The 14,121-nt window shown below is 63.1% G+C and carries 9 protein-coding genes; 4 read left to right on the top strand and 5 right to left on the bottom strand.

What is annotated here, in order from left to right; all coding sequences use genetic code 11:
• Positions 1–132: 132 nt before the first annotated feature.
• The gene (locus BKX96_RS11520; protein ID WP_046819507.1) at positions 133–2,049 is read right to left on the bottom strand and encodes an ATP-binding cassette domain-containing protein; all 1,917 of its coding nucleotides are present in this window, start codon (positions 2,047–2,049) and stop codon (positions 133–135) included.
• A gap of 212 nt (positions 2,050–2,261) precedes the next feature.
• On the opposite strand from BKX96_RS11520, the gene BKX96_RS11525 reads away from it, so the two are divergent.
• A complete protein-coding gene (locus BKX96_RS11525; RefSeq protein ID WP_046819506.1) occupies positions 2,262–4,190 on the top strand; it encodes a transglycosylase SLT domain-containing protein in 1,929 nt (642 codons plus the stop codon).
• A 168-nt stretch (positions 4,191–4,358) separates the two neighbouring features.
• On the opposite strand, the gene BKX96_RS11530 is transcribed toward BKX96_RS11525, so the two are convergent.
• Positions 4,359–6,131, bottom strand: a complete 1,773-nt coding sequence (locus tag BKX96_RS11530) for an ABC transporter transmembrane domain-containing protein (protein ID WP_077183936.1) — start codon at positions 6,129–6,131, stop codon at positions 4,359–4,361.
• Between the two features lie 259 nt (positions 6,132–6,390).
• Here BKX96_RS11530 and BKX96_RS11535 point away from each other — a divergent pair, with 259 nt between their 5' ends.
• Positions 6,391–6,570 (top strand): PA1571 family protein, encoded by a 180-nt coding sequence (locus BKX96_RS11535; RefSeq protein WP_046819504.1) that lies wholly within the window; start codon positions 6,391–6,393, stop codon positions 6,568–6,570.
• A gap of 58 nt (positions 6,571–6,628) precedes the next feature.
• Here the strand turns inward: BKX96_RS11535 and pdxB are convergent, their stop codons facing one another.
• A complete protein-coding gene (gene pdxB, locus BKX96_RS11540; RefSeq protein ID WP_077183937.1) occupies positions 6,629–7,771 on the bottom strand; it encodes a 4-phosphoerythronate dehydrogenase PdxB in 1,143 nt (380 codons plus the stop codon).
• A 269-nt stretch (positions 7,772–8,040) separates the two neighbouring features.
• On the opposite strand from pdxB, the gene BKX96_RS11545 reads away from it, so the two are divergent.
• Positions 8,041–9,444, top strand: a complete 1,404-nt coding sequence (locus tag BKX96_RS11545) for an MATE family efflux transporter (protein ID WP_077184503.1) — start codon at positions 8,041–8,043, stop codon at positions 9,442–9,444.
• A 173-nt stretch (positions 9,445–9,617) separates the two neighbouring features.
• On the opposite strand, the gene tusA is transcribed toward BKX96_RS11545, so the two are convergent.
• Together tusA and rlmM are read right to left on the bottom strand one after the other, a co-directional pair.
• Positions 9,618–9,869, bottom strand: a complete 252-nt coding sequence (gene tusA, locus BKX96_RS11550) for a sulfurtransferase TusA (protein ID WP_046819502.1) — start codon at positions 9,867–9,869, stop codon at positions 9,618–9,620.
• A gap of 208 nt (positions 9,870–10,077) precedes the next feature.
• The gene (gene rlmM, locus BKX96_RS11555; RefSeq protein ID WP_077183938.1) at positions 10,078–11,151 is read right to left on the bottom strand and encodes a 23S rRNA (cytidine(2498)-2'-O)-methyltransferase RlmM; all 1,074 of its coding nucleotides are present in this window, start codon (positions 11,149–11,151) and stop codon (positions 10,078–10,080) included.
• 222 nt (positions 11,152–11,373) lie between these two features.
• Between rlmM and acnA the strand changes: the two genes are divergently transcribed.
• Positions 11,374–14,115, top strand: a complete 2,742-nt coding sequence (acnA, locus tag BKX96_RS11560; RefSeq protein ID WP_077183939.1) for an aconitate hydratase AcnA — start codon at positions 11,374–11,376, stop codon at positions 14,113–14,115.
• Positions 14,116–14,121 lie beyond the last annotated feature (6 nt).

Genomic DNA, 14,121 nt, shown 5'->3' on the forward strand with positions numbered 1-14,121 from the left:
CATTCGTTGAATGTTAAACCGCCTTCGCGAGCAAGCCCGCTCCCACATTGGGATTGCAACAACTAACAGGTCTCCATATGAAAAGCCCGGCGTTCACCTGTGTGAAGCCGGGCTTTTTTATTACCGGATCAATCAGGCATCCAGTTCGGCCCAACGCTCGACCATCACGTCGAGTTCAGCCTGCAACTGCGCCAACTGATCGATCACTGCCGCAGTTTCCGCAGCCGGACGCAGATAGAAACCCGCATCGGCCATCTGTGCCTCAACGGCGGCGATCTGCTGCTCCATGGCTTCGATCTGCCCCGGCAACGCCTCCAGCTCACGCTGCAACTTGTAGCTGAGCTTCTTCTTCGCCACCGGCGCCTCGGCGGCGGCGACAGGCGCAGGTGCGGCCGTCACGACAGCGGAGTTCAGGTCGGCCTTGCCCGACTTGCTCTCGGTCACGCCCAGCAAGCGCGGCGAGCCGCCCTGGCGCAGCCAGTCCTGATAACCACCGACGTACTCGCGAACCTTGCCTTCACCTTCGAAGACCAGGGTGCTGGTGACCACGTTGTCGAGGAATGCCCGGTCGTGGCTGACCATCAGCACGGTGCCGTTGAAGGTCAGCAGGACCTCTTCGAGCAGCTCGAGGGTTTCCACATCGAGGTCGTTGGTCGGTTCGTCGAGCACCAGCAGGTTGGCCGGTTTGCTGAACAGCTTGGCCAGCAACAGGCGGGCACGCTCACCACCGGACAGCGCCTTGACCGGCGTGCGGGCACGCTGCGGGCTGAACAGGAAGTCGCCGAGGTAGCTCAGCACGTGGCGGCTCTGGCCATCGATGTCGATGAAGTCGCGACCTTCGGCGACGTTGTCGATCACGGTCTTTTCCAGATCCAGCTGGTGGCGCAACTGGTCGAAGTAGGCAACGTCGATCCGGGTGCCCTCTTCCACCTTGCCGCTGGTGGGCTGCAAGCCACTGAGCATCAGCTTGAGCAACGTGGTCTTGCCGGTGCCGTTGGCGCCAAGCAGACCGATGCGGTCGCCGCGCTGCAACACCATCGAGAAATCCTTGATCAGGAACGGACCGCCCGGGTGAGCGAAGCTCACGTTATCGAGCACCATCACCTGCTTGCCGGACTTGTCGGCGGTTTCCAGCTGGATGTTGGCCTTGCCGGTGCGCTCGCGACGCTCGCTACGCTCGACGCGCAGGGCTTTCAGGGCGCGTACGCGGCCTTCGTTGCGGGTACGACGGGCCTTGATGCCCTGGCGAATCCACACTTCTTCCTGGGCCAGGCGCTTGTCGAACAAGGCGTTGGCTGTCGCCTCGGCGGCCAGCTCGGCTTCTTTGTGCACCAGGAAACTGGCGTAGTCGCCGTTCCAGTCGATCAGGCCACCGCGGTCCAGTTCGAGGATGCGGGTCGCCAGGTTCTGCAGGAAGGAACGGTCGTGCGTGATGAACAGCACGGCGCCCTGAAAATCCTTCAGCGCTTCTTCCAGCCAGGCGATGGCACCGATGTCCAGGTGGTTGGTCGGTTCGTCGAGCAGCAGCAGGTCTGGCTCGGACACCAGGGCCTGGGCCAGCAGCACACGACGACGCCAGCCACCGGACAATTCGGCGAGGGTCTTGTCGGCCGGCAACTGCAGGCGGCTCAGGGTGCTGTCGACCAGGGTTTGCAAACGCCAGCCGTCACGGGCTTCGAGGTCGTGCTGGACGTGCATCAGCTTGTCCAGGTCGGCGTCGGTGACGATGTTCTGGCTCAGATGGTGATATTCGGCGAGCAACGCACCGACACCGTCCAGGCCTTCGGCAACCACGTCGAACACAGTCCGCTCGTCGGCTACCGGCAATTCTTGCGGCAATTCGCCAATCTTGAGCCCGGGTGCGCGCCAAACCGAGCCGTCATCGGGCTTCTGGTCGCCCTTGACGAGCTTCATCATGCTGGACTTGCCAGTGCCGTTGCGGCCGATGATGCACACCCGCTCTCCACGGGCGATCTGCCAGGACACCTTGTCCAACAACGGCATAGCGCCGAAAGCAAGGGACACATCGCTGAATTTGAGCAGGGTCATGAGCTTCTCCAAAAACCGGGCGCGCATTCTACCTGAAACGGGGCTCCAGCAGGCCGGCATTTTCAATGTGGCAGCACTCTGCACGACAAATGTTGCGAACTGATGCAGACAGCTCGGCAAAGCTTTCGCCCGTTGCTGGCAAAAGGCTAAGCTACAGATAATCAGTGCGGGGATCGCCAGCACTTGTCATGTTTTTTCTGTCCGGACGTCTCATGCGCAGTCGCCTTTTCAAACTCTTGTCCTGTTTTCTACTTTCTGCCGCTGCCGTTCAATCCGCACAGGCGGTGGACCTGTCCACCCAACGCCAATACTACGACGAAGCCAAGCGTGCCCTGGCCAAGGGCGACACCGGGCCGTATTTCCGTTACAGCCAGGCCCTGGCCGACTATCCGCTGGAACCGTACCTGGCCTACGACGAGCTGACCGCGCGCCTGAAGACCGCGAGCAATGCCGAGATCGAGAAATTCCTCGCCGAACACGGCGACCTGCCCCAGGCCAACTGGATGAAGCTGCGCTGGTTGCGCTGGCTGGCCGAACGTGGCGACTGGGCAACGTTCGTCAAGTATTACGACCCCAAGATGAATTTCACCGAACTGGATTGCCTGAACGCGCAGTACCAGATCAGCCACAACCAAAAGACCGAAGGCTACGCCAACGCCAACAAGCTCTGGCTGACCGGCAAGACGCAACCGGCAGCCTGTGACGCTTTGTTTGGCATGTGGGCCGCCGAAGGCCAGTTGACCGAACAGAAGCGCTGGGAGCGCGCCAAGCTCGCCGCCCAGGCGCGCAACTACCCACTGGCCAACAGCCTGGTCAATGGCTTGACCACGCTCGCCCCGCGTGGCCGCCTGCTGATCGATGTGGCGCAGAAACCGGAGCTGCTCAATTCGCCGTCGCGCTTCACCCCGGCCGACGAACCGATGTCTGACGTGGTCAGCCTCGGCCTGCGCCGTCTCGCCCGCCAGGACCCGGACAGGGCGATGGCCCTGCTCGACGGTTATGCCAGCAGCATGCACTTCTCTCGTGATGAAAAAGTGGCCATCGCTCGGGAAATCGGGCTGACCCTGGCACGACGTTTCGACAGCCGTGCACTGGAAATGATGACCAAGTACGACCCGGAACTGCGCGACAACACCGTGTCTGAATGGCGCATGCGCTTGTTGCTGCGCCTGGCGCGCTGGGACGATGCCTACCAGTTGACGCGTCGCCTGCCCCAGGACCTCGCCACCACCAACCGCTGGCGCTACTGGCAGGCCCGCAGCCTGGAACTGGCACAACCGCAGAACCCCGAAGCGCAAACCCTCTACAAGAACCTTGCCCGCGAGCGCGATTTCTATGGTTTCCTCGCCGCCGACCGTTCGCAGTCGCCCTATTCGCTGAACAACAAACCGCTGGTGCTCAGCCAGGCGCTGATGAACAAGGTGCGCAACACCCCCGGTATACGTCGCGCCCTGGAATTTCATGCCCGCGGGCAAATCGTCGACGGTCGCCGCGAGTGGTACCACGTCAGCCGCCACTTCAATCGCGACGAAATGGTCGCCCAGGCAAAACTGGCCTATGACCTGAAGTGGTATTTCCCGGCGATTCGCACCATCAGTCAGGCGCAGTACTGGGACGACCTGGACATCCGCTTCCCGATGGCCCACCGCGACACCCTGGTCCGGGAAGCCAAGGTCCGCGGCCTGCATTCCAGCTGGGTATTTGCGATTACTCGCCAGGAAAGCGCCTTCATGGACGACGCCCGTTCCAGCGTCGGCGCCAGCGGCCTGATGCAATTGATGCCGGGAACCGCCAAGGAAACCGCACGCAAGTTCAGCATTCCGCTGGCCTCGCCGCAGCAAGTGTTCAACCCGGACAAGAACATTCAGCTTGGCGCCGCCTACCTGAGCCAGGTCCACAGCCAGTTCAACGGCAACCGCGTCCTCGCCTCCGCCGCCTACAACGCCGGCCCGGGCCGCGTACGCCAGTGGCTGCGCGGTGCGGACCACCTGAGCTTCGACGTCTGGGTGGAAAGCATCCCGTTCGACGAAACCCGCCAGTACGTGCAGAACGTGCTGTCTTATTCGGTGATCTACGGCCAGAAACTCAACTCACCGCAGCCGCTGGTGGATTGGCATGAGCGGTATTTTGATGATCAGTGACAGGCGTCTCTGAGCATTGCGCTGGTCTCGCGGGCGCCTTCACTTGTAGGCGCCCGACTTGCCGGCGATGGCGTCCTTGAACGTTGCGCTGGTCTTTCGGGCCTCTTCGCTGGCAAGCCAGCTCCTACAAATTATTTGGGCGGCGAATGCCTTGTAGGCGCCCGGCGCCTAAAGTTCGGGGACGGTCTGGCCATCACTGAACTGCAACGCCGCCAGCCGCGCATATAACGCATTGTTCGCGATCAGCGACTGGTGCGTTCCCACCGCTACCAGCTTGCCCTGATCCATCACCGCAATACGATCGGCGTTCTTGACCGTGGCCAGGCGGTGGGCGATGACCAGGGTGGTGCGGTTTTTCATCAGGCTCGGCAGCGCTTGCTGGATCAGGTGTTCGCTCTGGGCGTCGAGGGCGCTGGTGGCTTCGTCCAGCAGCAGGATGGGCGCATCCACCAACAGCGCGCGAGCGATGGCCAGGCGCTGGCGCTGGCCGCCGGACAAGCCGAGGCCGCCGTCGCCCAGGTGGGTCTGGTAGCCGTTGGGCATGGCTTCGATGAAGTCGTGGGCGTAGGCGATTTTTGCCGCCTCGCGGACCTCGGCCGAGGTCGCCGTCGGGTTGCCGTAGCGCAGGTTGTCCTCGATGCTGCCGAAAAACAGCGCCGGGGTTTGCGAGACCAGGGCGAAGCAGCGCCGCAGATCCAGCGGATCGAGCTGGGTCAGGGGCACGCCATCGAGCAGGATCCGCCCTTCGGCGGGGTCGTAAAAGCGCAGCAACAGGTCATACACCGTGGATTTGCCGGCCCCGGAGGGCCCGACCAATGCCAGGGTTTCCCCGGCCTGGATGGTCAGGCTGAGGCCATCGACGGCGTAGCTTTCAGGCCGCGAGGGGTAGCAAAAGCGCACGTCCTGCAACACCAGATCGCCTTTCACCCGCTCGGGCAAGGTCACCAGACCGGACGTCGGCGGCTGGATGATGTTCTGCGCCCGCAGCAACTCGGCGATCCGCTCCGCCGCGCCCGCCGCACGCTGCAACTCGCCGATCACCTCACTCAAGGTGCCAAACGCACTGCCGACGATCAGGCTGTAGAACACGAACGCCGCCAGCTCACCCGCGGAAATCCGCCCGGCAATCACGTCCATGCCGCCGACCCAGAGCATGACGCCCACGGCGCCCAGCACCAGCACGATCACCAGGGTAATCAACCAGGCCCGCTGGAAGATACGCTTGCGCGCCGTGTCGAACGCTTCCTCCACAGTGACGGCGAAACGCTGTTCATCCTGGGCCTGGTGGTTATAGGCCTGCACGGTCTTGATCTGGCCCAGGGTCTCGGACACATAGCTGCCGATATCGGCAATGCGGTCCTGGCTCAGGCGCGACAGGCTGCGCACCCGCCGTCCGAAAATCAGGATCGGCGCGATCACCAACGGCAAGGCAATCACCACGATGCTGGTGAGTTTTGGATTGGTGACGAACAGCAGGACGATCCCGCCGATCACCATCAGCAAGTTGCGCAGGAACAGCGACAGGGAGGAGCCAATCACCGATTGCAGCAGCGTGGTATCGGCGGTCAGCCGTGACTGGATCTCGGAGCTGCGGTTGTCCTCGTAGAACCCCGGGTGCAGGTAGACCAAGTGATTGAACACCCGGCGGCGGATGTCGGCGACGCAGCGCTCGCCGATCCACGACACCAGGTAAAACCTGGCAAAGGTACCGACCGCCAGGCCGACCACCAGCAGCATGAACAGACCGATGGACTGGTTGAGCAAATGCGGCGACTGGGTCATGAACCCTTGATCCACCAGCAGGCGAATGCCCTGCCCCATGGACAAGGTAATGCCCGCCGTAACGACCAGCGCGAACAGGGCACCCAGCGCTTGCCAGCGATAAGGCGCAATGAATCGACTGGCCAGGCGAATCGCACGACGGTGACGAACTGTGAGCATTTGCATCATCCATAACGGAATAATTGATGGGTGCAGCGTACACCGACCAGCGGGTGGAACCGGTTGAATCAGAATGAGTCAGGTTAATTATGACCGTGCCGTCTAGTCCCTAGACACTATTGGTCTAAAGTTGCGGTAGCCATGTCGGGATATTTCTGGTCGACTGGCGATGCCGTTCAGGAGCGATCGCAGGGAGTTGTCACAGCCTGGTCACCTGACGGTTCTAATCTAGGCACACAACCTGATGAGGAGACAGGCCATGTCCTTGCAACAACGCAGCGACGACAAGATTGAAGTGATCCGCACGCAGCCAGACCAGTCTCTGGGGTGCTCGATAATCGATGAACAAGGCCGCGAAGTGCCGATCACTGAAAAAATGATCCAGAAAGCGTGCAGCGAACTGGAGAAACGATTGGTCAAGCCTGCCGAAGAAAAGTGATGTAGCCACCGTCTTCATTGACCCGGCCCATCAGGGCCGGGTTTTTATTGCCTGAAATTCAGACAACCGTCGCGCCCAGCGCCGCCACGATCTGCTGCAACGCTGGCGCCTCCCCGTCGATGCGCACCTGCAACCCGTCGATCTCGCGCCGCGAGGGATAGTTCTTGCGCAGCCCATCGAACGCCGCACGCTGCTCACTCACACTGCCTACAAGGCTGCGACGAAAATCCGCGTCATCACGGCGCGGGTCGTACACACCACGGCACAACATCGCCAGGGCCCAAGCCGGATCGGTGTCCCCGCTCAAGGTCACCTGCGCCAGCCAGGGGGCTGGCAACAAGTCGTTCAGGCTGACCTGGGGCACTTGCCCGAGGAACGCGCAGTACGCCTGATAGATTTGCGCCGTTCCGCGCTGCTTGCCATCGAGGCTGTACCCGGCAATGTGCGGGGTGGCCAGCACGCAGAGTTCGGCCAGGGCGACGTCGACTTCGGGCTCGGCCTCCCAGACATCGAGTACCGCCTGCAGGTCTTCGCGCTGCAGCAGCACCTGGCGCAGGGCGCGGTTGTCCACCACCGGACCACGGCTGGCGTTGATCAGCCAGGTGCCGGGCTTGAGCTGATTCAGGCGTTTTTCATCGAACAGGTGCCAGGTCGGCTGGGCACCCCGGCGGGTCAGCGGGGTGTGCAGGCTGATCACGTCGCACTGTTCGATGATCTGCTCAAGGCTGACGTAATCGCCCCCTTCAGCGGCCTGGCGTGGCGGATCGCAGACCAGCACCTTCCAGCCCAGGCCCTGCAGGACCTTGACCAGCCGTCCACCCACTTCACCGGCACCCACCACCCCGTAGGTGCGCTGGGTCAGGTCGGCGCCTTCGATTTCAGCCAGGGTCAACAGGCTGCCGAGCACGTAGTCGACCACGCCCCGGGCGTTGCAACCCGGCGCGCTGGACCAGGTGATGCCGGCCTGTTGGAAGTAGTCGAGGTCCAGGTGATCGGTGCCGATGGTGCAGGTACCGACGAAGCGCACCTTGCTGCCTTCCAGCAACTCACGGTCGACGCGGGTGACCGAGCGCACCAGCAGCACATCGGCCTGCTCGACCGTGGCGCGGTCGATGGAACGCCCCGGCACCCGGCGGATTTCACCGAAATGTTCGAAGAAGGCGTCGAGCAGGGGGATATTTTCGTCGGCAACGATCAGCATGTCAGGCTCCTTTGGCGGATCGGCAGTGTAGGCGTAGAGGGTAGCTGCCGCCTAGCACACATCGTGCAGGAGCGAGCCTGCTCGCGAAGAAGGTGAAGGCGCCGCGCTTATTCAGGTAGTCCTCGTCATCGTTGACGTCCATCGCGAGCAGGCTCGCTCCTGCAAGGGGGGGCAGGAATTACAAATCCTCAACACAGTCTTTTCCTGACCGCTGCGTCAACGCGTAGAATATGCATCCGCGCAGCAAACATATCTGGACGTTTTTACCCTTGAATTCCGTGACCACCCCCATCACCAAGCCTTCCCTCTCCCGCCCCGCCCGGGTTCGCCTGGAGCTGAAAAACCTGCTCGGCCTGGCCTTGCCGATCATGATCGCGCAGCTGGCCACCACGGCGATGGGCTTCGTCGATGCGGTGATGGCCGGCCGGGTCGGGCCGCGCGACCTGGCGGCGGTGGCGCTGGGCAACTCGATCTGGGTGCCGGTGTTCCTGCTGATGACCGGCACCTTGCTGGCCACCGCGCCGAAAGTCGCCCAGCGCTTCGGCGCCGGCACCCACAGCGAGATCGGTCCGATCGTGCGCCAGGCGCTGTGGCTGGCCCTGGTGGTGGGCCTGATCGCGACCGGCCTGCTGCTGTGCGCCGAACCGGTCTTGCGCGTGATGAAGGTTGATCCCGAACTGATCGGCCCCTGCATGCAGTACCTGCACGGCATCGCCAGCGGTTTGCCGGCGGTTGCGCTCTACCATGTGCTGCGCTGCTTCAGCGATGGCCTGGGGCGCACTCGCCCGGCGATGGTGCTCGGCCTGTGTGGCCTGGCGCTGAACATCCCGCTGAACTACGTGTTCATCTACGGGCACTTCGGCGTGCCGGCCATGGGCGGCGTCGGTTGCGGCTGGGCCACGGCCATCGTGATGTGGGTGATGGCCCTGGGCATGGCCGGCTGGGAGCGCTGGGCGCCAGCGTATCAGTCGAGCCAGCTGTTCAGCCGTTTCGACTGGCCGCAATGGTCGGTGATCAAGCGCCTGCTGGGCATCGGCCTGCCCATCGGCATTGCCGTGTTCGCCGAGTCGAGCATCTTCGCGGTGATCGCCCTGTTGATCGGCAGCCTCGGCGCCACCGTGGTCGCCGGCCACCAGATCGCCCTGAACTTCAGCTCGCTGGTGTTCATGATCCCCTACTCCCTGGGCATGGCCGTGACCGTGCGGGTCGGCCAGGCGCTGGGGCGCGAGCAACCCCGGGAAGCGCGTTTCGCTGCGGGCGTCGGCATGGGCACGGCGCTGGCGTACGCGTGTCTCTCGGCGAGCATGATGCTGTTGCTGCGCGAGCACATCGCGACCATCTACACGGCAGACCCGACGGTGATCAGGGTGGCGGCGATGTTGATCGTGTATTCGGCGCTGTTCCAGTTTTCCGATGCGATCCAGGTCACCGCAGCCGGTGCGTTGCGCGGCTACCAGGACACCCGGGTGACGATGATCCTGACGCTGTTCGCCTACTGGGGCATCGGCCTGCCGGTGGGCTACGCCCTCGGCCTGACCGACTGGTTCGGCACGCCAAGCGGCCCGAGCGGGCTGTGGCAGGGTTTGATCGTGGGCTTAAGCTGCGCGGCGCTGATGCTGTCGATCCGTTTGACGCGCAGTGCGCGCAAGCGGATTCGCAACGCCCTGAAATGACCTTGTAGGAGCGAGCTTGCTCGCGAAGGCGGCATGTCAGTCAACATTGATGGTGACTGACACTCCGCCTTCGCGAGCAAGCTCGCTCCTACAGGGTATTGTGGGTCAGTCAACATTGATGGTGGCTGATAGGCCGTCTCCGCTGGCAAGCCAGCGCCTACAAGGTGTGTGGATCAGCCGGATTTTTTGCGAATCCAATACAGATAAGTGCCGGCGTCTTCATGCTGCCCCACCAGCTCGTGGTCGAGAAACACGCAAAACTTGGGGATGTCGCGGCGGGTCGACGGGTCGGTGGCGATCACCTTGAGCAGGCCACCGGGCACCAGGTCACGGATGTGCTGGTGTAGCATCATCACCGGCTCCGGGCAATTGAGGCCCGTGGCGTCGAGGGTGCCGTCTACCGGCGTATCAAGCAATTCACTCATGATTCACTCCTGAAACTTGCCGGCATTGTCGCCCATTGCCGGGTGTTCGGTCATCTGTGGCCTTTCACCGCCCCCCGCCGATCGTTCCCACGCTCTGCGTGGGAATGCAGTCCGGGACGCTCCGCGTCCCTTCCAAAGCCGAACGCGGAGCGTCCGTTGAGGCATTCACACGCGGAGCGTGGGAACGATCGGCAGAGGGCCGGGGTTGTTAGCGGGATTTCGGTTTCTTCACGTCCAGCCGGCGCAGGTGGCAGGTCACTTCCTCACGGTCGTGATACAGCTGCTTGCAACCGATCTCGACCTTGATGCCCCGTGCCTTGAAACCGTCGGCAATACGCTCCAGCAAGCGCTTCACCTCGGCATAACGCTGTTTCATCGGCAACTTGAGGTTGACCACCGCCTCGCGGCAATGCCCCTCGCCGATCCACTCCTCGAGCATCGCCGCGTTACGGGCCGGCTTTTCGACGATGTCACAGACCATCCAGTCCACCGGTTGCTTGGGCTTGAAGGTGAAACCGTCGGCCATCAGGTGCTGCACCAGGCCGGTGTCCATCAGGCTTTCAGCCATCGGCCCGTTGTCGATGGCGGTCACCAGCATGCCGCGGTTGACCAACTGCCAGGTCCAGCCGCCGGGCGCCGCGCCCAGGTCGACACCGGTCATGTCGCTGTGCAGGCGCTCGTCCCACTGGTCCCGCGGGATGAAGTGGTGCCAGGCCTCTTCCAGCTTCAGGGTCGAACGGCTCGGCGCCTCGCGGGGGAACTTCAGGCGCGGAATGCCCATCGGCCACATCGCCGAATTGTTCGACTCCGCCAGGCCGACAAACACTTCGCGGCCACTCTTGAACGTCAGCAACAAGCGCGGCTTGGTCGCATCGTCCACCAGCTTGCCGGCGCCGGTCAGCGCCTTGCGCAGCGGGCCTTCGAACTTCTTGCAGAAATTCGACAGCTCCTTGCCATCATTGGTGTCGACCACTTCCAGCCATAGGCTGCCGCAGGTCGGAAAATCCGCCAAATGCGCGAGGATCACGCTGATGCGATCGCTTTCCGGCAGGTCGATGAAAATCCCCCGGGCCCACTGGCGCGGGAAGATCAGGTTGGCGAAACGCTGCCCGCGCATCAAACGCTCGGCGCCGTCTTCTTCGGTGCAGACAAACTCGGCGCAGGCGGTGGCCGCCTTGGCCTTGGCATAACCGGCCACGTTCAATTGTGCGGCGAGGTCGGAAATCTCGGAACAGACTTCACCTTCGAAGCCCGGCCGGCAATGCATGAAAAGGGTGTTCATTCTTACTCCTGGGCAGATGGCGAGACATTCAACCACTGCGCGATGCCCAGGCTTGCGCTAACGCAAAGCCTGTCACGAAAACCGGCGCATGATAGCCGACTTCGGAACCTCGGACTTGCCCATAGAGTCCAGTTATTAGCCAGCTACTTAAAACAGGGCTAGGTTTAGTGCTCTGCCCGTTCCCTCAGTCCGTACCCGTGCGGACTCAAAGGAGTGACCGTAATGCCGTCCCTCGATAGCTTGAAGACCCTTAAAACCCTGCAAGTCGACGACAAGACCTACCACTATTACAGCCTGCCGGAGGCCGCCAGGAGCCTGGGCGACCTGGACGCGCTGCCCATGTCGCTCAAGGTGCTGCTGGAAAACCTGCTGCGCTGGGAAGACGCCAAGACCGTTACCGGTGCCGACCTCAAGGCCATCGCCGCCTGGCTCAAGGAGCGCCGCTCCGACCGCGAAATCCAGTACCGCCCGGCGCGGGTGCTGATGCAGGACTTCACCGGCGTGCCCGCCGTGGTCGACCTGGCCGCCATGCGCGCGGCCATGGCCAAGGCCGGCGGCGACCCACAGCGGATCAACCCGCTGTCGCCGGTGGACCTGGTGATCGACCACTCGGTGATGGTCGACAAGTTCGCCACCAGCAGCGCCTTCGAACAGAACGTCGACATCGAAATGCAGCGCAACGGCGAGCGATACGCCTTCCTGCGCTGGGGCCAGAGCGCCTTCGACAACTTCAGCGTGGTGCCGCCGGGCACCGGCATCTGCCACCAGGTCAACCTGGAATACCTGGGCCGCACCGTCTGGACCAAGGACGAAGACGGCCGCACCTACGCCTTCCCTGACACCCTGGTGGGCACCGACTCCCACACCACCATGATCAACGGCCTTGGCGTACTCGGCTGGGGCGTCGGCGGCATCGAAGCCGAAGCGGCGATGCTCGGCCAACCGGTGTCGATGCTGATTCCCGAAGTGATCGGCTTCAAGCTCACCGGCAAACTCAGGGAAGGCATCACCGCCACCGACCTGGTGCTGACCGTCACCCAGATGCTGCGCAAGAAAGGCGTGGTCGGCAAATTCGTCGAATTCTATGGCGACGGCCTGGCCGACCTGCCCCTGGCCGACCGCGCGACCATCGCCAACATGGCGCCGGAGTACGGCGCCACCTGCGGCTTCTTCCCGGTGGACGACGTGACCCTGAACTACCTGCGCCTGTCCGGCCGCCCCGACGCCACGGTCAAGCTGGTCGAGGCCTACAGCAAGGCCCAGGGCCTGTGGCGCCTGCCGGGCAAGGAACCGCAATTCACCGACAGCCTGGCCCTGGACCTGGCCAGCGTCGAAGCCAGCCTCGCCGGGCCCAAGCGCCCGCAGGACCGCGTCTCGCTGCCAAACGTCGCGCAAGCGTTCAGCGACTTCATCGGCCTGCAACTCAAGCCAACCAGCAAGGAAGAAGGTCGCCTGGAAAGCGAAGGCGGTGGCGGCGTAGCCGTGGGCAACGCAGACATGGCCGGCGAAGTGGACTACGAATTCGAAGGCCAGACGGTTCGCCTGAAAAACGGCGCGGTGGTGATCGCCGCCATCACTTCCTGCACCAACACCTCCAACCCGAGCGTGATGATGGCAGCCGGGCTGCTGGCGAAAAAAGCCGTGGAAAAAGGCCTGCGGCGCCAACCCTGGGTGAAAAGCTCGCTGGCCCCAGGCTCCAAGGTGGTCACCGACTACTACAAGGCGGCCGACCTGACGCAGTACCTCGACACCCTGGGTTTTGCCCTGGTCGGCTATGGCTGCACCACCTGCATCGGCAACTCCGGCCCCCTGCCGGAGCCCATCGAAAAAGCCATCCAGAAAGCCGACCTGACCGTGGCCTCGGTGCTGTCGGGCAACCGCAACTTCGAGGGCCGAGTCCATCCGCTGGTGAAAACCAACTGGCTGGCCTCGCCGCCGCTGGTGGTCGCCTACGCCCTGGCTGGCACCGTGCGCATCGACCTCAGCCGCGAGCCCCTGGGCGAAGACCAGAACGGCCAGCCGGTGTACCTGCGCGACATCTGGCCCAGCAGCCAGGAAATCGCCGAAGCGGTGGAACGGGTCAACACCGCCATGTTCCACAAGGAATACGCCGAAGTGTTCGCCGGCGACGAGCAATGGCAAGCCATCGAAGTGCCGCAAGCCGCCACCTACATCTGGCAGGACGACTCGACCTACATCCAGCACCCGCCGTTCTTCGACGACATCGGCGGCCCGCCACCGGTGGTCAAGGACATCAGCGGCGCGCGCATCCTCGCCCTGCTCGGCGACTCGGTAACCACCGACCACATCTCCCCCGCCGGCAACATCAAGGCCGACAGCCCGGCAGGCCAGTACTTGCGGGAAAAAGGCGTGGAACCGCGCGACTTCAACTCCTACGGCTCACGCCGCGGCAACCACCAGGTGATGATGCGCGGCACCTTCGCCAACATCCGCATTCGCAACGAAATGCTCCACGGCGAAGAAGGCGGCAACACCTACTACATCCCCACCGGCGAAAAACTGCCGATCTACGACGCCGCCATGCGCTATCAAACCACCGGCACCCCGCTGGTGGTCATCGCCGGCCAGGAATACGGCACCGGCTCCAGCCGTGACTGGGCTGCCAAGGGCACCAACCTGCTGGGCATCAAGGCCGTCATCGCCGAAAGCTTCGAACGCATCCACCGCTCCAACCTGGTAGGCATGGGCGTACTGCCTCTGCAGTTCAAGCTCGACCAGAACCGCAAGAGCCTCAACCTCACCGGCCGCGAAACCCTGGACATCCTCGGCCTGACCGGCGTGGAACTAACCCCACGGATGAACCTCACCCTGGTGATCACCCGGGAAAACGGCAGCCGGGAAAAAATCGAAGTGTTGTGCCGGATCGATACGCTTAATGAGGTGGAGTACTTCAAGGCGGGAGGGATTTTGCATTACGTGTTGCGGCAGTTGATTGCGTCGTAAGTGCGT

The sequence above is a fragment of the Pseudomonas putida genome (genome assembly GCF_001976065.1).
In the GTDB taxonomy this organism is placed as follows: Bacteria; Pseudomonadota; Gammaproteobacteria; order Pseudomonadales; family Pseudomonadaceae; genus Aquipseudomonas; species Aquipseudomonas serbica.